The organism is Veillonella denticariosi JCM 15641 (assembly GCF_002959855.1).
Taxonomy (GTDB): Bacteria; Bacillota; Negativicutes; order Veillonellales; family Veillonellaceae; genus Veillonella; species Veillonella denticariosi.
In genome coordinates, this window is sequence record NZ_PPDB01000001.1 from 262,025 (window position 1) to 278,994 (window position 16,970).

General features: G+C 44.9%; 17 protein-coding genes. 14 read left to right on the forward strand and 3 right to left on the reverse strand.

Annotated elements, in window-relative coordinates:
- Window positions 1-8: 8 nt before the first annotated feature.
- Window positions 9-1,457: an aminoacyl-histidine dipeptidase gene (locus VEHSUH05_RS01270; protein WP_105090498.1), complete on the reverse strand. Its 1,449-nt coding sequence runs from the start codon at window positions 1,455-1,457 to the stop codon at window positions 9-11.
- A 429-nt stretch (window positions 1,458-1,886) separates the two neighbouring features.
- On the opposite strand from VEHSUH05_RS01270, the gene VEHSUH05_RS01275 reads away from it, so the two are divergent.
- Genes VEHSUH05_RS01275 through VEHSUH05_RS01285 form a run of 3 tightly spaced genes read left to right on the forward strand, consistent with a single transcriptional unit; the run spans window position 1,887 to window position 5,123 of the window.
- Window positions 1,887-3,338 (forward strand): nicotinate phosphoribosyltransferase, encoded by a 1,452-nt coding sequence (locus VEHSUH05_RS01275; protein WP_105090499.1) that lies wholly within the window; start codon window positions 1,887-1,889, stop codon window positions 3,336-3,338.
- An 8-nt stretch (window positions 3,339-3,346) separates the two neighbouring features.
- A complete protein-coding gene (gene nadE, locus VEHSUH05_RS01280; protein ID WP_105090500.1) occupies window positions 3,347-4,117 on the forward strand; it encodes an NAD(+) synthase in 771 nt (256 codons plus the stop codon).
- A 28-nt stretch (window positions 4,118-4,145) separates the two neighbouring features.
- Window positions 4,146-5,123: an asparaginase gene (locus VEHSUH05_RS01285; RefSeq protein ID WP_038118260.1), complete on the forward strand. Its 978-nt coding sequence runs from the start codon at window positions 4,146-4,148 to the stop codon at window positions 5,121-5,123.
- 188 nt (window positions 5,124-5,311) lie between these two features.
- Here VEHSUH05_RS01285 and VEHSUH05_RS01290 read toward each other — a convergent pair whose 3' ends face one another.
- Entirely contained in the window at window positions 5,312-6,103 is a 792-nt protein-coding gene (locus VEHSUH05_RS01290) for an adenosylcobinamide amidohydrolase (protein ID WP_105090501.1), read from the reverse strand.
- Window positions 6,104-6,341: 238 nt separating this feature from the next.
- On the opposite strand from VEHSUH05_RS01290, the gene VEHSUH05_RS01295 reads away from it, so the two are divergent.
- The 3 genes from VEHSUH05_RS01295 (at window position 6,342) to yfbR (ending at window position 8,958) form a co-directional block, all read left to right on the forward strand.
- Window positions 6,342-7,247, forward strand: coding sequence for a mechanosensitive ion channel family protein (locus VEHSUH05_RS01295; protein WP_425445592.1), 906 nt, complete (start codon window positions 6,342-6,344; stop codon window positions 7,245-7,247).
- Between the two features lie 148 nt (window positions 7,248-7,395).
- Window positions 7,396-8,223, forward strand: a complete 828-nt coding sequence (locus VEHSUH05_RS01300; protein ID WP_425445593.1) for a D-alanyl-D-alanine carboxypeptidase family protein — start codon at window positions 7,396-7,398, stop codon at window positions 8,221-8,223.
- 144 nt (window positions 8,224-8,367) lie between these two features.
- Entirely contained in the window at window positions 8,368-8,958 is a 591-nt protein-coding gene (gene yfbR / locus VEHSUH05_RS01305; RefSeq protein ID WP_105090504.1) for a 5'-deoxynucleotidase, read from the forward strand.
- A gap of 32 nt (window positions 8,959-8,990) precedes the next feature.
- On the opposite strand, the gene VEHSUH05_RS01310 is transcribed toward yfbR, so the two are convergent.
- Window positions 8,991-9,893, reverse strand: a complete 903-nt coding sequence (locus VEHSUH05_RS01310; protein WP_105090505.1) for an epoxyqueuosine reductase — start codon at window positions 9,891-9,893, stop codon at window positions 8,991-8,993.
- A 144-nt stretch (window positions 9,894-10,037) separates the two neighbouring features.
- Here VEHSUH05_RS01310 and VEHSUH05_RS01315 point away from each other — a divergent pair, with 144 nt between their 5' ends.
- Genes VEHSUH05_RS01315 through VEHSUH05_RS01350 form a run of 8 tightly spaced genes read left to right on the forward strand, consistent with a single transcriptional unit; the run spans window position 10,038 to window position 16,920 of the window.
- Window positions 10,038-10,823, forward strand: a complete 786-nt coding sequence (locus VEHSUH05_RS01315; RefSeq protein WP_105090506.1) for an FAD binding domain-containing protein — start codon at window positions 10,038-10,040, stop codon at window positions 10,821-10,823.
- Complete coding sequence (locus tag VEHSUH05_RS01320; RefSeq protein WP_105090507.1) at window positions 10,823-11,275, forward strand: (2Fe-2S)-binding protein; 453 nt, start codon at window positions 10,823-10,825, stop codon at window positions 11,273-11,275. The genes VEHSUH05_RS01315 and VEHSUH05_RS01320 overlap by 1 nt, the downstream gene beginning before the upstream one ends.
- A complete protein-coding gene (locus tag VEHSUH05_RS01325) occupies window positions 11,272-13,569 on the forward strand; it encodes a xanthine dehydrogenase family protein molybdopterin-binding subunit (protein WP_105090508.1) in 2,298 nt (765 codons plus the stop codon). The genes VEHSUH05_RS01320 and VEHSUH05_RS01325 overlap by 4 nt, the downstream gene beginning before the upstream one ends.
- Before the next feature lie 35 nt (window positions 13,570-13,604).
- Window positions 13,605-14,363 (forward strand): selenium cofactor biosynthesis protein YqeC, encoded by a 759-nt coding sequence (gene yqeC / locus VEHSUH05_RS01330; protein WP_038118235.1) that lies wholly within the window; start codon window positions 13,605-13,607, stop codon window positions 14,361-14,363.
- 6 nt (window positions 14,364-14,369) lie between these two features.
- On the forward strand, window positions 14,370-15,095 hold the full coding sequence (locus VEHSUH05_RS01335) for a nucleotidyltransferase family protein (protein WP_105090509.1): 726 nt from the start codon (window positions 14,370-14,372) through the stop codon (window positions 15,093-15,095).
- Window positions 15,092-15,904: a selenium-dependent molybdenum cofactor biosynthesis protein YqeB gene (gene yqeB / locus VEHSUH05_RS01340; RefSeq protein WP_105090510.1), complete on the forward strand. Its 813-nt coding sequence runs from the start codon at window positions 15,092-15,094 to the stop codon at window positions 15,902-15,904. The genes VEHSUH05_RS01335 and yqeB overlap by 4 nt, the downstream gene beginning before the upstream one ends.
- Window positions 15,888-16,616, forward strand: coding sequence for an XdhC family protein (locus VEHSUH05_RS01345; RefSeq protein WP_054674181.1), 729 nt, complete (start codon window positions 15,888-15,890; stop codon window positions 16,614-16,616). Before yqeB ends, VEHSUH05_RS01345 begins: the two co-directional genes overlap by 17 nt.
- Window positions 16,606-16,920 carry an XdhC family protein gene (locus VEHSUH05_RS01350; RefSeq protein WP_054673922.1) on the forward strand — a complete coding sequence of 105 codons (315 nt, stop codon included), beginning with the start codon at window positions 16,606-16,608 and terminating at the stop codon, window positions 16,918-16,920. Before VEHSUH05_RS01345 ends, VEHSUH05_RS01350 begins: the two co-directional genes overlap by 11 nt.
- Window positions 16,921-16,970: the final 50 nt, after the last annotated feature.

Sequence of the window (16,970 nt, forward strand, 5' to 3'; positions counted from 1 at the left end):
TTATATAATTATTGCAATTTTGCCAATAATGCTTTGAGGTAAATGAATACACGTTCCACAGATGGGAGAAATACTCGTTCTTGAGGTGTGTGTGGACTAACGATGGTAGGGCCGAAACTGATCATTTGTGTTTTTGGTAAAACACCTTTTAACAGACCGCATTCGAGTCCGGCATGAATCGCATTTACATTCGCCGGTGTATCGGACATTTCGTTATATAAGGAGATAGCCTGTTCTTCCAGTTTTGATCCTTTATCGTATTCCCATGCAGGATACCCGCCGGTGCGAGTAGCGGATACACCGAGGGCGCTGGCTAACAATAACATTTTCTTCGCTAAATAATCGAGACTGTTACCGTTGGAACTGCGGATGGAAATCAATACCTCAATGGTATGAGTATTTTCGCGAACGATGGCGATATTGTCCGATGTTTCCACGAGGTTCGGAATGGTTTTGCTCATGGAATGAACGCCGTCTTCAGCGAGGTATACATAGGAGAGGAGGGCTTCCGACGTGTCATCCGCATAGACTACCTTTGGTGCAGGAATGTCCTCAATGAAAAATTTGAGGTCCGGATCCTGTACGGAGTACTCATTTTGATATTGTTTTTCCTGGAACTCCAACAATGTTTTGATGGCTTCCACATCTTCGGAACGGACGGAGAATTCCGCTACGGCTTTTGACGGGATGGCATTATGTTTTACGCCGCCCGTGAAAGAAGCTAAATTGATAGAATATTGTTTTTGTAAATCATAGAGGACACGTGCTAAGACCTGGTTGGCATTAGCGCGCTGCTCAATGATTTCGATGCCCGAGTGACCGCCTTTAAGTCCCGTTACGGCAAGGGATAAGCCCGCATCATATCCTTGCAGATTGTTTTCCCGCAAGAGGGGAATGCTCACATGTATATGACAACCGCCCGCGCAACTTACGGTGAAGTCATGCTCTATTTCCGTATCGAGGTTGAGCAGATAATCGCCTGTGACCTGTCCTTCTTTAATGGCGAAGGCGCCGTCCATACCTGTTTCTTCATTTGTGGTAAATAGTAACTGCATAGGACCGTGTTGCTGTGCATCGTCTTCGATAACGGCGAGCATCATCGCCGCGCCGATGCCGTTATCAGCACCTAGCGTGGTGTGGTCGGCGTGCATCCATTCGCCTTCGATGATGTTAGCGATAGGATCTTTTGAAAAGTCGTGGCTTGAGTCGTGGTCTTTTACACAGACCATGTCGATATGGCCTTGTAAGATAACGGATGGACGATTTTCATAGCCCGGGGAAGCCGGTTTTTTTATGACTACATTGTAAAGGTCGTCTTGCTGTACTTCAAGACCTAAGTTTTTTGCAAAGTTTACAATATAATCGCTGATAGCCTTTTCGTTGCCTGATTCACGAGGAATTTGGCTCATGTCTTTAAAAATTTCTAATACTCGTTTGGCTTGAACGATTGTTTCCATAGTGGTACCTCTCATTCTTATTTCAGTATGAATAAACATCAGTATACGGCTGAGCTATATTGAAAGATACAGTAAATCTTTTCAGTGGATAATATACTGCACTTTATACTTACTTTCACAAAGCCGAAATGATTTATACGATAGTATATATTGTATATATATAGTTATATCATAAGAATGATTATTAGCATAGTTTACCATTGAATGAATGATTTATAATGATGGCGGTATATATGAGCGTAATAAGTGAATCAGGTTGCATATGCATGAATTGGATATCATAAAAATTAAGCATATAACATAATATGAATCATCCAATCATAATTATACTGGTTATATGCCGATTATAATGTATAATAAACGTATACGTGAGATTTGAATTATCGGTGCGTACTTATATCTATTGCATAGCAGAAGGTTGGTGAACTGATGCAGCACGAACGTCGTAATATCAGTATGTTTATGGATTTTTATGAAATGACCATGGCTCATGGTTATTATAGAAAACAGGCGAATACGGATCGGGTCGCTTTCGATGTGTTCTTTCGTCGTAATCCGGATAAGGGCGGCTTTGCTATTTTTGGCGGATTGGAGCAGATTGTTGAATATATTTTAAATTTGCATTTTGATGAATGTGACATTGCTTATTTTAGGGAACAGGGCATATTCAGTGAAGAATTTTTATCATATCTGAAAGATTTTTCTTTCACCGGCGATGTGTATGCGTTTCCTGAAGGCTCCATCATTTATCCTAATGAACCGGTTATAACTGTCGTGGCACCTCTCATCGATGCACAGATTATAGAAACTGCCGTATTGGCGATGATGAATCACGAGTCGCTTATAGCGACAAAAGCAAACCGTATTGTCCGTGCTGCGGACAGGCGCATCGTTTCGGATTTCGGAGCCCGGCGCGCTCATAATGTGGATGCCGCCGTATACGGTGCACGGGCTGCTTACATCGGAGGGGTTCATTCTACGGCAACTGTCCTCGCGGGACAGCAATTCGGTATTCCCGTCAGCGGGACCATGGCCCATAGCTGGGTGATGTACTATGATTCTGAATATGAGGCCTTTAAAGCCTACGCGGAACTATATCCGGATAATGCGATATTCCTTGTCGATACGTATGATGTGTTAAATTCCGGTGTACCGAATGCCATCAGGGTGGCAAAGGACGTGTTAGAGCCTATGGGCCATCGGTTGAAAGGCATTCGCCTCGATTCGGGGGATTTGGCGTATCTGGCGAAACAGGCGCGGCGAATTCTTGATGATGCGGGCCTTACGGACTGTAAAATCGTGGCATCCAACAGCCTTGACGAATATACGATTACATCGTTGTTGAGTCAGGACGGCCCTATCGATATGTTCGGTGTAGGGGAACGACTTATCACATCTAAGAGTGATCCCGTATTCGGCGCCGTGTATAAAATTGTAGGCATTGAAAAAAACGGTCGTTGGGAACCTCGTATCAAGGTATCCGAGTCCGTTGAGAAGATTACGAATCCGGGACTAAAAAAGGTGTATCGCGTATATAATGAGCAGGGCCGTGCTATTGCGGAATTATTGACGTTGCCCGAGGAAGTGCCGAATACGGAAAAACCGTATCGCTATATCGATCCTGAGCAACCGTGGCGCGAGTTGTACTTTGAGCATTGTACGTTTAAAGAGATGCAGCAACTCGTTATTAAAGACGGAAAGCTGTTAATCGATTTACCGTCGTTGACGGAAATTCGCGCGTATGTTCAAAAACAGCTGCATGATGAAATCTGGCAGGAAGAACAGCGCTTTGAAAATCCGCATCGTCACTATCTAGATATGAGTCCTGATTACTATCATATGAAGATGGATTTACTCAATCGTATTGGCCGTAAGAAATAGGAGGTCTTATGTTAAAAGATGCAGAGGCTACGAAGAAGGCTCTGATTCAATGGATCAGAGATTACTTTCAGCAGAACGGACCTCAGTGTAGTGCCGTAGTAGGCATTTCAGGGGGGAAAGACTCGACGATTGTGGCGGCGCTCTGTAAAGAGGCCCTCGGTGCGAATCGCGTCGTGGGGGTTCTCATGCCGAACGGCGTGCAGTCCGATATCGACGATGCGAGAGCGGTGGTGAAGCACTTGGACATTCCCTATGTAGTGGTGAATATCGGAGAGTCCTATAAAGCATTGACATCTGCGATTGTTAAGGGCGAACATTTCAGCTCTGTTACGAAACGGACGGAATTATCTAGGGATGCCTTGATTAATATGCCGCCCCGATTGCGCATGGCCACGTTGTATGCCATAGGGCAGAATTTGCCGAATGGAGCGCGCATTGCCAATACTTGTAACGGTTCGGAGGACTATGTGGGATACTCTACAAAATTCGGGGACAGCGCGGGGGATTTCAGTCCGCTGGCTCACCTGGTAGTGGAGGAGGTCCGTCAAATAGGGCGTCTGCTGGATATTCCGGCGTATTTGGTGGATAAAATACCGAGTGACGGCCTTAGCGGACAATCCGACGAGGATAAGCTGGGATTTACCTATGCCGTTTTAGATCGATATATTCGGAGCGGTGATATCGATGATATAGAAACAAAGGAACGTATTGATTATCTGAACCGTATTAACCGACATAAATTGGAATTGATGCCGGCTTTCAATCCCTTTGAAAAGTAGTTATATAGATGGTAATCATGGAGGAATTATGGATACTAAAATTGCCTTAATCGCTACCGGAGGTACTATTGCCGGTCAAGGAGCGTCAGATACGGATTTGACAGGGTATACACCGGGGGTTTTAGGACTTGATGAAATCCTTGCCTCTGTACCGGGTACAAAACCGTATGGCCCTTATGCATATACGCAGTTCAGCAATATTGAAAGTTCGGATATTACCGTTAAAGACTGGATTAAATTGGCAAAAGTGGTGCAGCGTCTGGTAAACCGGGATGATATCAGCGGGGTTGTTATCACACATGGTACGGACAGCATGGAGGAAACGGCGTATTTCCTCAATTTGACTGTACATACGGATAAACCTGTTGTGATTACCGGTTCCATGCGACCGGCAGGGGCTATCAGTGCTGATGGACCTATTAATCTGTTGCAGGCCATTCAGGTTGCACGCACGTCGGAATCTATAGGTAAAGGTGTTTTAGTCGTACTCAACGGATATATTGACGGTGCTCGTGACGTGTCAAAGCGGAATACGACCAATGTAGCAACCTTTGACAGTCCGTTAGTGGGGCATCTGGGCATAGTTCAGGATGGTAAGGCATATTATTATAGAACGTCTACGCGTCGTCATACGAATCAATCTATATTTGATGTGACCGATTGTGAAGAATTGCCGCGCGTGGTTATCTTGACTTGCTATGGCGGCATGGATGATATGGTGCCGCTCAGCGTGGTTGCGACTAATCCGGACGGACTCATTCTGGTCGGTCTCGGACATGGTACGATTCCTCAAAATGTGCGGCAGATTACGCAAAACCTGTCCTTTCCGATTGTGCGTGCGTCCAGGACGGGCAGCGGAATGGTATCCGCCGTGCCGCAAGATGCAGTGGCAGGTTATTTGGTGAGTGACACTTTGAGTCCACAAAAGGCACGTATCTTATTGATGTTAGGTCTTACGAAAACAAAACACCTGAAAACATTACAAGAATATTTTCATGAATATTAATTTGAAATTCATTTTATAGATTCATAATATATCTGACAGTTTTATATGCAATAAACCGTACATCTCAATCGCCTAGATGTACGGTTTTTTCTTAGTATATATTCAGTTGGTTTGATGTATTCATGAATTGCCTGCAGTTGTTTATAAATTCACCTTCAGTTATTCATGAATCTATCTTCAGTTATTCGTTAATCGGAATTAGTAGAAATTAAATCCGTTCCGTTCTGTAAGGCTCGTTGCACGCCTACGTAGACGGCTTTGGCCAAGGTGTCGCCAAAGAGCGAAAAGGATCCCGCATCGGTTAAAATATCTCCGTTTGTATCGATGGTGAGAATGATTCCGTCTGTTGACGTGCCTGTAGCGGAGGTAAAATGTTCTTGCGTAATGGCATCCGGTATATCTTCGTTGATAAATGGATGGCGACGTACGCTTTCTATGCGCCAATCCTGTATAGCTGCCGTCTTGGCTTCGGTGATGGTCATGATCGCTTTTACCATGGCGCTATCCGTCAGCGCCTTGTTTGTAAAAATCAGGATATTAATTGTTCCGGGCGTTGTGAATACGCCGTTTTTTTCTTCGTAGCAATATCCTGTGCCTGCGCGGTGGGCCGTTTTGTCATACCCGGCGGTTACGATTGTTTCGACGATGGTGTCGCGTTCCTCTATTTTTGCATACGCGTGGTAAATCATATCGGCCGACGTGAGCAGCGCGGTACTGAAATGGACGGGTGTGTCGATATGTTCGAATTCACGGGCTAAATAATTTGATACGGATCCGCCGGGCAAATCCTTTTCTGTTTCGATCTGGTATGTCAGTTGCTGATTCCGTACGGCCAATGTATGATGAAAACCGCCGTTTAAGTGCCCGCTAGATAGGGAATAGTGAATGTCATCGAATAAAACGGTTACTGAATTGATTTCTTTTGTTATGTGACCACCTGTGGCGAGTTTGTCCGGTGCTTCGTATGGATTGGTAAACATGGTGGGCTCCCTGTAGTTTCATAATCATTTGAAATTGTGTATTATAAATGATATATTAAGTAGATATTATTTTTAAATAGACATATTTAAGTTAAATGAAAGATAATTTATTTGGATATGTATATTAATAGTTATGATTATATGAATATTTTATTATATGTGGCATTATATCATACTTTTACAATAAGTTTGGTATACTAAACGATAGATTAAGGAGATTTGTATGACTGACGTTTGGATGACATTATCATCATTGGTGTTTCATGATGAAAGTACGATTTTACATCTAAAGGACTGGTTTTTTAATCAGGCCGGAAATATTCTGATAGCCCTTATTGTATTTTTGGTAGGTCGTTATATAATTCATTGGATCCAGCGCGTGGCGGAGCGTGTTATGACGCGTGCCGATTATGACCCGGCGGCGATGAGCTTTGTCAGCCAGATGGTTTATTATGTGTTATTGGTGGGACTCATTTTGATTTGTATTAATCAACTCGGCGTTCCTACGACGAACTTTATTGCCGCTTTCGGTGCCTTCGGTTTAGGTATCGGCTTGGCGTTGCAGAATAACTTGGCAAACTTAGCATCGGGGCTTCTGATTTTACTGTTCAAACCGTTTCGTGCGGGACACTACATTTCTGTAGGAGATATTGAGGGGAATGTACAGGCTATTCAGTTCATGAATACCATCATCATTACAAAGGATCAAAAACGCGTGTATATTCCGAATTCCCAGATGACATCGCAACCGGTAACGAATTTTTCGTATATGCGTGAGCGTATGATTCCTTTTGTATTTGATATTAGCTACAACAATAATCATCATGATGCTATTCAACTTTTAAAAGATATTTTTTCTGCAGATAAACGTATTCTTAACAGCAAATCTATGGAAATCGGCATCAAGGAATTTGGTAACAACTCCGTTCGTATAGCCGCTTTCGCTCGTGTTAACACCAGCAATTATCTTGATGTATTTTATGATATTATGTCCGATGTTAAAGATGCTTTTGATGAACATGGTATCGAAATTCCATATCCGCAACGTGTAGTATATATGCAACATGTAGATTCATCTGTCGGTGAAAGCGTTAAAATGGTAGGGAAGGGTTCAGACACCAAATCGATGAAAAAAAACAGATGATTCGGGAAAATAAAAGCGGATTTATTGTAAAGATGATTTTGCAAGAGTATTTAGTTCAATTTCCAGATATAGAATTGTTTTATAATTAACTGTTCTGAAACGATGACTTGAGTAGAAAGAGAGAAGTATGTTTACGATTATAAAACGAATGGTTTTTACAGCTATCTGCATAGGGGCTTTTTTAGCTGTCACTGCAGGTACAGGCAATACGGCTGCTGCGGCAGCAATTTCACCACCGTCGACCATCGGTGAGGCGGTAGTCCTCATTGATGCGGATACGAAAGAGGTTTTATTTGCGAAGAATCCTAATAAATGGATGCATCCGGCGAGTACCACGAAGATGGTGACGCTTTTGACCGCTCTTGAGTTGAAGGGGACTCATCTCGATGAACTGGCGACAATCAGCAACTATGCGACGAGTATGGAGGAATCCAACCTGGGTGTACGTGTAGGTGATCAGATTACGTTGGAGGCTGTCCTTGAAGGTATGATGGTTGCCAGCGGCAATGATGCGGCCGTTGTGGTCGCGGAAAATGTGAGCGGTTCTGTGGAAAAGTTTGCCGCTGATATGAACCGCATCGCCGTGAAGGCGGGCGCGAAGAACAGTCGCTTCCTGAATCCGCATGGATTAACACAGGTGGGGCATCACTCTACGGCTCTTGATTTGGCACGTATCGCCGCATACGGAATGAAGTATCAGATGTTCCGCGATAAGGTTGCGAATGATTATTATAAGGTGCCGTATCAAAATCGCAACCCTGAGACGATTCGCACGACAAATATTTTTATTCGTAACAAATATCCCGGTGCAAACGGGATTAAGACTGGATATACGCAGGCGGCCGGTGAATGTCTAATCGCTTCGGCGACGCGTAACGGACATACCATGATTGTGGTTATGCTCAACGATGATAACCGGTGGAACGAAGCGATGCAGTTTTTGGATTACGGCTTTAAACTTCGCGGCGTTATATAATGATGTAATTAAAGCCGGATAATTATTTATATAGGCGTGTAATTTTTTATATAGTTAGTAGGCCTATAATTATTAATGTCTAGTTGTGTCTTTACTGATTTATTGTCGCAGATGTAAAGTAGATCCTATAATGTAGGAGGATGTATGAGTTCGTTTTTTGCATTTTTAAAACGCATGCGTTTCATCAATCGATGGAGTCTCATGCGCAATACGGAAACGGAAAATATTCAGGAGCATAGCTTAGAAGTGGCTATGGTGGCTCATAATTTGGCGGCTTTAAAAAATGAATACTTCGGTGGCGAGTTAGATATCAACAAGGTGGCTGTTATCGCCATGTATCACGAAGTGAGTGAAATCTTCACTGGTGATATGCCGACACCGATTAAATATTTCGATCCCAAACTGCGTGCACTGTATGGTGAAATTGAAACATTGGCGCAGGAGAAAATGCTGACCACGTTGCCGGAACAATTACAATCCGTGTATCGTCCGATTATCGTCGATGCCGAATCCAGCCCTGAATGGATTATTGTGAAAGCAGCGGATATTATTTCGGCATATATGAAATGCGTAACCGAGTTAAAAGCGGGAAATGATGAATTCAAGGAAGCTCATGATACGATTCTTGTAAAGCTAAAAAATCTAAATATGCCTGAAGTCGATATGTTTCTTGAACTCTATCTGCCGGCATTAGGAAAGTCGTTGGATGAGCTGAATTATTACGAAATTAAATAAGGTGTATCCATATAGTAAAGACCGTATCGGACTTATTGGCCGATACGGTCTTTATGTTTTTTGGAATCGATGATTTCATGATTTCGAATAAGAATTTTCTTTCCGCGCCATGAGAATGCACGATGGCCGAATTTTGCTTTGAACTCCTTGTTGGTTAAAGATTTGAGTTCCGATGTATCGACTACAGGTTCAATAGATTGGAATTCCACGATCGGTGTGGTGGGGAGATTCTTATTGTGCGGACATACTTCTTGACATACATCACAACCGAATATGAGAGGCGTTTTGCCGATAATAGCCCGTTCTGTATCGGTAAGATCTCCCTTTTTTTGCGTTAAGTAGCTTTTACATGTGGCATAGCTGAACCCATTATTTCCTAAACATTGCCCAAGACAGGACGTGATACATCGATTACAGCCGATGCAGGACTCCGTTGAGGGCATATCCGGTTCCAGTTTCAGTGTGGTGAGTACCGTGCCGATGACGATATAGGATCCCCAGGTGGGATTGATAAAGCATTTGTTCCTGCCGTAAAAGCCGAGTCCCGCCAGATATGCCATGTATCGGTCCGCTAAGGGGGACGTATCGCAGTGAATAGAAAACTGTGCGGACGGTTCTAATATGCTCAGTTCGTTGACAAGTCGTGTCAAATAGTCGTTTATGACCAGGTGATAGTCTTTTGCCCATGTATAACGTGATACATTGGCAGGCCCTGTATAGTTTACATAATAGGGGAATAAGCATACGATGGCACTATGGGGCTCAAAATCTTTGGGACCCCTTGTACGCTCCGCAACATCTGCTGCGGTAAAAGGACATGGATTGCTTTCATAGAGAATATTTTTGGCATCGGCTGGAAGCGGCCACGGAGCGATTCCTACGATTGGAATATGTAATTCTTTGCAAATTTTTTGTAAATTTATAGAGTTAATCATAGATTTAGTGGCGAATCCTTGATAGAATAAATATATATAGACGAGATGATTCCATAGGTCATCCTCGAGTTTGGCGACTGCCGTGCTCGCTAGGCTGTCGCTTCTTGTAGTTTTAGTATTAGTATACCATTGAGAGGACAGGTTATGTTAGCATTTATGAAGGTTTTACAACCGAAGACGGTGGAAGAGGCTTATGAATTAGCCGTAAAAAACAAGACTGCTCCTATGCTGGCGGGCGGTTGCTGGTTGCGTTTAGGTCGTCGTACGTGGCCTGCTGTCATTGATATGGCAGGTCTTGACCTACTACGCTATGTGAAAGAAGAAGATAACGAATTTGTTATCGGTGCCATGGCTACACAAGGAGATGTGGAGCGTTTTGAACCGTTACAAAAATTTTGTGGCGGTGTTGTAGTAAAAGGTGTAAAGGAAATTCTTGGAATTCAGTTTCGCAATATGGCCACTATGGGCGGGTCTGTTGCAAGTAAATTTGGATTTTCCGATATTATCCCCGCATTGTTGGCGGTTCATGCGGATATCGTCACCTTTAAAGGTGGACGTATGTCTATGCAGGACTATATGAATTATAGGGAGCGAGATATTCTCGTAGAAATTCGTATTCCTAAGGTAGAGGTATCTGTTGCCATCGAGGCATTGCGTATTTCCCGCGGAGATTTTCCAATCTTGACGGGAGCCATTCGCCGTGATGATAAAGGCGTTGAATTGTATATCGGCACGAGACCGGGCGTCCCTCAGTTAGCACCTAAAGCGAGTGCGGTGCTTTCAGAAAAAGGCGCAGCCGGCGTAAAAGAAGCGGCATTGCTCGCCTCGGAAGAATTAGTATACCAGAAGAATTCACATGCATCCAAGGAATATCGTATGGAAATGGTGAAAGCTATGGTTCAGCGTTTGTCCGGGGAGGTGCTGCAATAATGGAATTGTTACTAAATATCAATAATAAAAACGTTACTGTTAATGTAGCGACTGATGAAATGTTGCTAGATACATTGCGCAATCTAGGTTATTTCAGCGTACGTTGCGGCTGTGATACGACGAATTGCGGACTGTGTACCGTATGGGTGGATGATGAAATCACCTTGTCCTGTGCATATCCTACATTCCGTGCATCGGGACATAAAATTACCACATTGGAAGGTTTGCAGGAAGAGGCCGAACTGTTGGCATCCTGTCTTGCCAGTGAAGGGGCGGATCAATGTGGTTTCTGCACGACGGGTATGATGATGAGTGCGATTGCTTTGAAACGTAGAAATCCAAAGGCTAATGATGATGAAATTCGCGAATATCTCATCGGCAATCTTTGCCGCTGTACCGGTTATGAAGCACAACTTCGAGGGGTTCGTAAATTCTTAGAAGGAGGTCTATGATGAAGCAGCACATTGGTAAATCTTACGATAAAGTCGATGCAAAAGGTATTTTGACGGGCAAGCCGTCCTATACGCGCGATTTTGTGCCGAAGGATGCACTTATTATTAAGGCTCTTCGCAGCCCTCATGCGCAGGCGCGTATAAAGTCTATCGATACATCAAAGGCTAAGCTGATTCCGGGCGTGGAAGCCATCTTTACCTATGAAGATGTACCGAATACAAGATATACATTGGCGGGTCAGACGTATCCGGAACCGTCTGCATATGATGCACTCATCTTGGATCCTGTAGTCCGTTACGTCGGTGATGAGGTGGCCCTTATTGTGGCTAAGGATGAAGCGACAGCATTAAAGGCGATGCCTCTTATCAAGGTGGAGTATGATGTGCAGACACCGGTTCTCGACATGCATACGGCTATAGATCATGAAACAATCGTCCATCCGGAGGATGATATTCACAATAATATTCCTGTAGGTCAGGATTATAAACGCAATATTTGCGTATCCTATCATAAACGTGTCGGAGATATCGAGGCGGAACTTGTAAAATGCGATTATGTGGTGGAAGGAACTTATTTTGACCAGGCGACACGTCAGACGTCGATGGAAACGTTTAACAGTTTTGGCTATATTGACGCATTAGGACGTATTGTCATCGTATCATCTACGCAGATTGTATTCCATGTGCGTCGTCACATTGCACATGCTCTCGGAATTCCTGCATCGAAGGTGCGCGTTATCAAGCCTCGTATCGGCGGCGGTTTCGGTTCTAAGCAAACGGCGTGTACCGAATTGATGACCGCCTTTGTGACATGGAAACTAAAGAAACCTTGTTATCTCCTGTACGACCGTACAGAGGCACAGACGTGTTCCACGACTCGTCATGCTCGTGAGTGGAAGATTCGCGTAGGAGCTACGAAGGACGGTATTATCAAGGTTATTGATATGGATTCCATCACGGCTGCAGGCGCTCATGCGACACATTGTTTCACGACGACCACGGCCGGGGAACATAAATCCGTTCCACTTTACAATAAAGCGACGGCGGTTCACTATGGTACCGAAGGTGTGTACACAAACCATACGCCGGGCGGTGCGTTCCGTGGTTATGGTGCTACAGAGGCATTGTGGCCTTTGGAATGTGCAGTCAATCAGTTGGCCGATAAAATGGGCATGGATCCGGCGGAATTACGCCAAAAGAATCTGATTGCCGCAGGCGAACAGAGCATAGTATATGCACCTGATGAATATCTTGATTCCGGTCTTTTCCAGGATACGGTAAATCGAGTAAAAGAAATGGCCCGATGGGATGAACGGCCTCATTCCTGGGATATCGATGAACGGTATCGAGGCGGCCTCGGTATGGCTTTAGCTTTACAGGGATCCGGTGTTGCCAATATCGATGTGGCTTCCGTAGAAGTTCGTCTTGGCGATGACGGGAACTATATATTGTATACCGGTTCTTCCGATATGGGTACGGGTTCTAATACCGTATTGAGCCAGATGGCGTGTGAAGTTATCGGTTGTCCTATGGAATATATGACGGTTATTGAATCCGATACGGATATTGTACCGTTCGATCCCGGCTCTTATGCATCCAGTACAACCTATGTAACGGGTACGGCCACAAAAATGGCAGCGGAAGAGTTACGCAACAAGATTATTGAAAAGTTTGCGACGTTCTTTGAAACAGATGTTGATAATATTGACTTCGACGGTGTTGTAGCCACCACAAAGGACGGTTCCAAGAAGATGGATATTCATGAATTGGCGCCGAAGTTAGTGGTGGGGCCTAAAGCGGAACAGTTATCCGGTTCTGCTACATGGGGCAGCCATACATCACCACCTCCGTTCATGGCATCCATTGCGGAAGTGAAGGTCGATAAACAGACAGGTAAAGTAATTCCTCTTCACTTCTACTCCTGTATTGATTGCGGAACCGTTATCAATCCTAAATTGGCGCGCGTTCAAGTTGAAGGCGGTGTAGTTCAGGCGATAGGCATGGCATTGTATGAAGATGTGCGGTATTCTTCTAACGGTCGTTTGGAAACGAATAATCTCATGACGTATAAAATACCGACCCGCCAGGATATAGGGGAACTTCATACGGACTTTGTGGAGTCCTATGAACCGACAGGCGGATTTGGTGCAAAATCAATCGGCGAAGTCGTTATAAACACGGGATGTCCTGCTATTCAACATGCCATTAAAAATGCTGTCGGTGCCGATATACGCACATTGCCTATGACACCGGAGAAGGTATTTATGGGAATGGACGAGAAATATAAAGCATAGCTGTTTCTGTTCGCTTTCTAAGGAGGCCTGGTTCTATGAATGAACAAACATCGTATTGGAATCGTTTGGTACAGCCGGGGATCGTCGCCCTCGTAGGGGCCGGCGGTAAGACGACAGTATTATCCAAGCTGGTGGAATATGGCAGGTTGAAAGGTCAACCGATGGTGGTTACCACCACGACGCGTCTTTATGAATCACAGGTGGCTCATTATGAACCGATTTATACAACGGATATTAATGAAGCCGATGAATATTGTACGGAACGTATTTTGCGCGGCTATTGCGGTGCGTGGTTTTCGGGCATTACGGGAACCAAGGTGGACTCCTTAGATTGCGATTTTATCGATGGACTTTCACGGTTACATCCTAATTGGCAAATCGTCGTAGAGGCGGACGGTGCGAAGGAAAAATGGCTGAAAGCGCCGAAGACGACGGAACCGGTTATACCGTCATTGACAAAGACCACCATAGGGCTCGTTAATTTACAGATGTTGGGGACAAGTCTCGATGATGAACATGTTCATAACATCGAGCTCGTTCAGGATATCGTAAAACGTGATATGGGCGCTATCGTGACGCCGCGTATGCTTGCGGACATCGTGCTGCATAAGCAGGGGCTGTTCCAGTATAGTCGAGGCAAGAAAGTTTTGTTCTGTACCGGTTACGATACGGTGCAACATCGCATTATCGACGACTTTATCGATCAAATCGTAGACAGTGATATTTCCGCCATCATCCTGGCCGACGGATATAAGGCGAGTTGTGAAATCCGTCGTATTATTCAATGCCGGTAGGTAATTATGACTGCTGTGAAAGATGATTGCGTGACCGCTTTTAAAGCGGTGAAGGAATCTATAGATCGTGAACCTCTGCATATAGGTATTGTCTTGTTAGCGGGCGGTCAATCAAAGCGTATGGGATGTAATAAGCTGTTACTACCGTGGCGAAATAAGACCGTTATTGATGCGGTTTGTGAGGCGCTCCGATCAGGTTGGGACGGGGTTGATATATTGCCTCTGACGGATTGCAAGCGGCCCTTTGTGGCCATAACCGGCGATGATCATGACAAGCTGGCACCTATCGTAAGCCGCTATGGCTTTGAGGCGATTCAAAATACTCGTCCTGAACAGGGGCAGGGGGTATCCATTGCCATGGGGGTACGTCATCTATTGGATTTGACGCCGATACCCCTTGACGGCATCCTATGTTCCGTAGGGGATCAGCCTTTATTGACGGGGCCTGTCGTAGGACAGATTATAGAGGCGTTCGAAGAGTATGCTGATCCCAAAACAATTGTCGTACCTCATTACGGGGCGGCATACCGGTCGGGAAACCCCGTACTGTTCGGATCTTATTGGTTTTCGGCATTACAGCAAATTGATGGTGATCAAGGCGGAAAAACCATTATTCGCGGTATCGGTAAGGATCATGTGGTGAAGGTCTGGATTAGTGATGATATCGGGGTCGATATCGATACACCTGATGATTTTAAGCATTTGCAAGGTCGTGAAAGCGAGACATTATGAAACCATTAGTGCTTATGCGTGGAGGCGGTGATATCGCTTCCGGCGCTGTATATAGATTGAAACGGGCCGGCTATCCCGTTGTCATTAATGAAATAGCTATTCCTACGATGATTCGTCGCGAGGTCTGCTACGGTAATGCAGTACATCGCGGTGAGATGATTCTGGAGCGATATGTGGCGCGCCATGTGTCCATTGAGGAAATACCGGAGATGTTGGCGAATGATGTGATTCCCGTTGTGACCTCTCCTTATGAAGACTTGCTGGCTACACTACATCCTCCCATCGTGGTGGATGCTATTTTGAGCAAGAAAAATTTAGGCACTAACAAATCCGATGCGGAACTCGTGGTCGGTGTGGGTCCCGGATTTACCGCCGGTTATGATGTGGATGTGGTTATTGAAACGATGCGCGGTCACTGGTTGGGACGCTGTATCTATGACGGACCGGCTCAGCCGAATACGGGTATTCCCGGCGATGTAGGCGGCTTTACCCATGAACGGGTAATTCATGCTCCGAAAGCTGGTTTGTTTACGGCGAAGCGTCATATAGGGGACTCCGTACAGGCTAATGAAGTGATCGGTTATGTTGACGATGAACCGGTTCGTGCAAAGATTACAGGTATTCTCCGGGGAATTTTAAAGAGCGGGCTCATCGTATCGGATCATTTCAAGTTGGCTGATGTCGATGCCCGTTGCGAAGAATCTCATTGTTATAGTATTTCGGATAAATCCCTTGCCGTCGGTGGAGGCGTACTGGAAGCTGTAACCGCCTGGGACTATGAAAGGAATCAAGATGGAAACGATTTATGACGTAATGAAAAATCGGTTACATGCGACCGAAACCACCTTGATGGTTACGGTTCTGTCAGGACCGCGACAAGGTGATAAAACTATTTATGCGGAGGATGGCAGTGTTCTTTACGGGACGGCTATCGAAGGCTTTACCGTAGACAAGGCAAAACTGAATGCTCTTTGCATGGTCGGTGAGATGGAATGCTTCGTGCAACCTGTGGAAAATGATCCGTCCGTTCTCGTGTTGGGGGCGGGGCATGTGAGCCGTGCTATTACAGACCTGCTTTTATTCATCGGATGTCGCGTTACTGTTGTGGACGATCGTCCCGAATATGTGGTCCCTGAATTTTTCGATGAACGCGTCATCCGTAAGTGTTTGCCGCTGGAAAATTTTAAGAATGATTTGCCTCTTGATGAATACAACGGCTTTATCATCGTTACGAGAGCCCATGAATACGATAATATCTGTCTTGAGCAATTGCGCGATTATCTTCCTGCCTATATGGGCGTAATGGGCAGTCAGAAACGCATTCATTATGCGTTTGAAGTATTGCGGGAACAGGGCTGGACGCAGGAGGAACTCGATATGATTTACGCTCCTATCGGTCTCGATTTAGGTGCGCAAACACCCGAGGAAATCGCTCTGTCCATCGTCAGTGAATATTTAGCAGTAGTACGTGGAAAAAAGGGCGGCTCATTGCGGAAAGGTAGAGTGAACCATGAATCGTGAGTTTGTTGAATATCTCAGTGCTCGTCAGAATGAAACATTAGCGGTGGCTACGATCCTGTTTACTCGCGGTTCTACGCCACGTAAAGCGGGAACGTCGATGGTGGTATTCCCTGACGGATCCATCTTCGGTACGATCGGCGGCGGTCGTGCGGAGAATGAAATTCGCCTCAGTGCCGTCGATTCCCTGAAGAAAAAGGAAACTCATCGTCGCATCGAAGTTCGACTTGACGATGATGCGGCCGTTAAGGAAGGCATGGTCTGCGGCGGCGAGATGGATGTATGGATTGAAACTCAGAATATTTAAATTTGAACGTTTCTAAATTTACAGTGCTTTCAAAATACGATAAAATATAA

What these genes read in the sequence shown, in the direction of transcription:
- VEHSUH05_RS01275 (WP_105090499.1), top strand. Translation starts at nt 1,887, where the DNA reads ATGCAGCACGAACGTCGTAATATCAGTATGTTTATGGATTTTTATGAA.
- VEHSUH05_RS01300 (WP_425445593.1), top strand. Translation starts at nt 7,396, where the DNA reads ATGGTTTTTACAGCTATCTGCATAGGGGCTTTTTTAGCTGTCACTGCA.
- yfbR (WP_105090504.1), top strand. Translation starts at nt 8,368, where the DNA reads ATGAGTTCGTTTTTTGCATTTTTAAAACGCATGCGTTTCATCAATCGA.
- VEHSUH05_RS01295 (WP_425445592.1), top strand. Translation starts at nt 6,342, where the DNA reads ATGACATTATCATCATTGGTGTTTCATGATGAAAGTACGATTTTACAT.
- VEHSUH05_RS01270 (WP_105090498.1), bottom strand. Translation starts at nt 1,457, where the DNA reads ATGGAAACAATCGTTCAAGCCAAACGAGTATTAGAAATTTTTAAAGAC.
- VEHSUH05_RS01315 (WP_105090506.1), top strand. Translation starts at nt 10,038, where the DNA reads ATGTTAGCATTTATGAAGGTTTTACAACCGAAGACGGTGGAAGAGGCT.
- VEHSUH05_RS01325 (WP_105090508.1), top strand. Translation starts at nt 11,272, where the DNA reads ATGATGAAGCAGCACATTGGTAAATCTTACGATAAAGTCGATGCAAAA.
- VEHSUH05_RS01290 (WP_105090501.1), bottom strand. Translation starts at nt 6,103, where the DNA reads ATGTTTACCAATCCATACGAAGCACCGGACAAACTCGCCACAGGTGGT.
- nadE (WP_105090500.1), top strand. Translation starts at nt 3,347, where the DNA reads ATGTTAAAAGATGCAGAGGCTACGAAGAAGGCTCTGATTCAATGGATC.
- yqeC (WP_038118235.1), top strand. Translation starts at nt 13,605, where the DNA reads ATGAATGAACAAACATCGTATTGGAATCGTTTGGTACAGCCGGGGATC.
- VEHSUH05_RS01310 (WP_105090505.1), bottom strand. Translation starts at nt 9,893, where the DNA reads ATGATTAACTCTATAAATTTACAAAAAATTTGCAAAGAATTACATATT.
- VEHSUH05_RS01350 (WP_054673922.1), top strand. Translation starts at nt 16,606, where the DNA reads ATGAATCGTGAGTTTGTTGAATATCTCAGTGCTCGTCAGAATGAAACA.
- VEHSUH05_RS01320 (WP_105090507.1), top strand. Translation starts at nt 10,823, where the DNA reads ATGGAATTGTTACTAAATATCAATAATAAAAACGTTACTGTTAATGTA.
- VEHSUH05_RS01345 (WP_054674181.1), top strand. Translation starts at nt 15,888, where the DNA reads ATGGAAACGATTTATGACGTAATGAAAAATCGGTTACATGCGACCGAA.
- VEHSUH05_RS01335 (WP_105090509.1), top strand. Translation starts at nt 14,370, where the DNA reads ATGACTGCTGTGAAAGATGATTGCGTGACCGCTTTTAAAGCGGTGAAG.
- yqeB (WP_105090510.1), top strand. Translation starts at nt 15,092, where the DNA reads ATGAAACCATTAGTGCTTATGCGTGGAGGCGGTGATATCGCTTCCGGC.
- VEHSUH05_RS01285 (WP_038118260.1), top strand. Translation starts at nt 4,146, where the DNA reads ATGGATACTAAAATTGCCTTAATCGCTACCGGAGGTACTATTGCCGGT.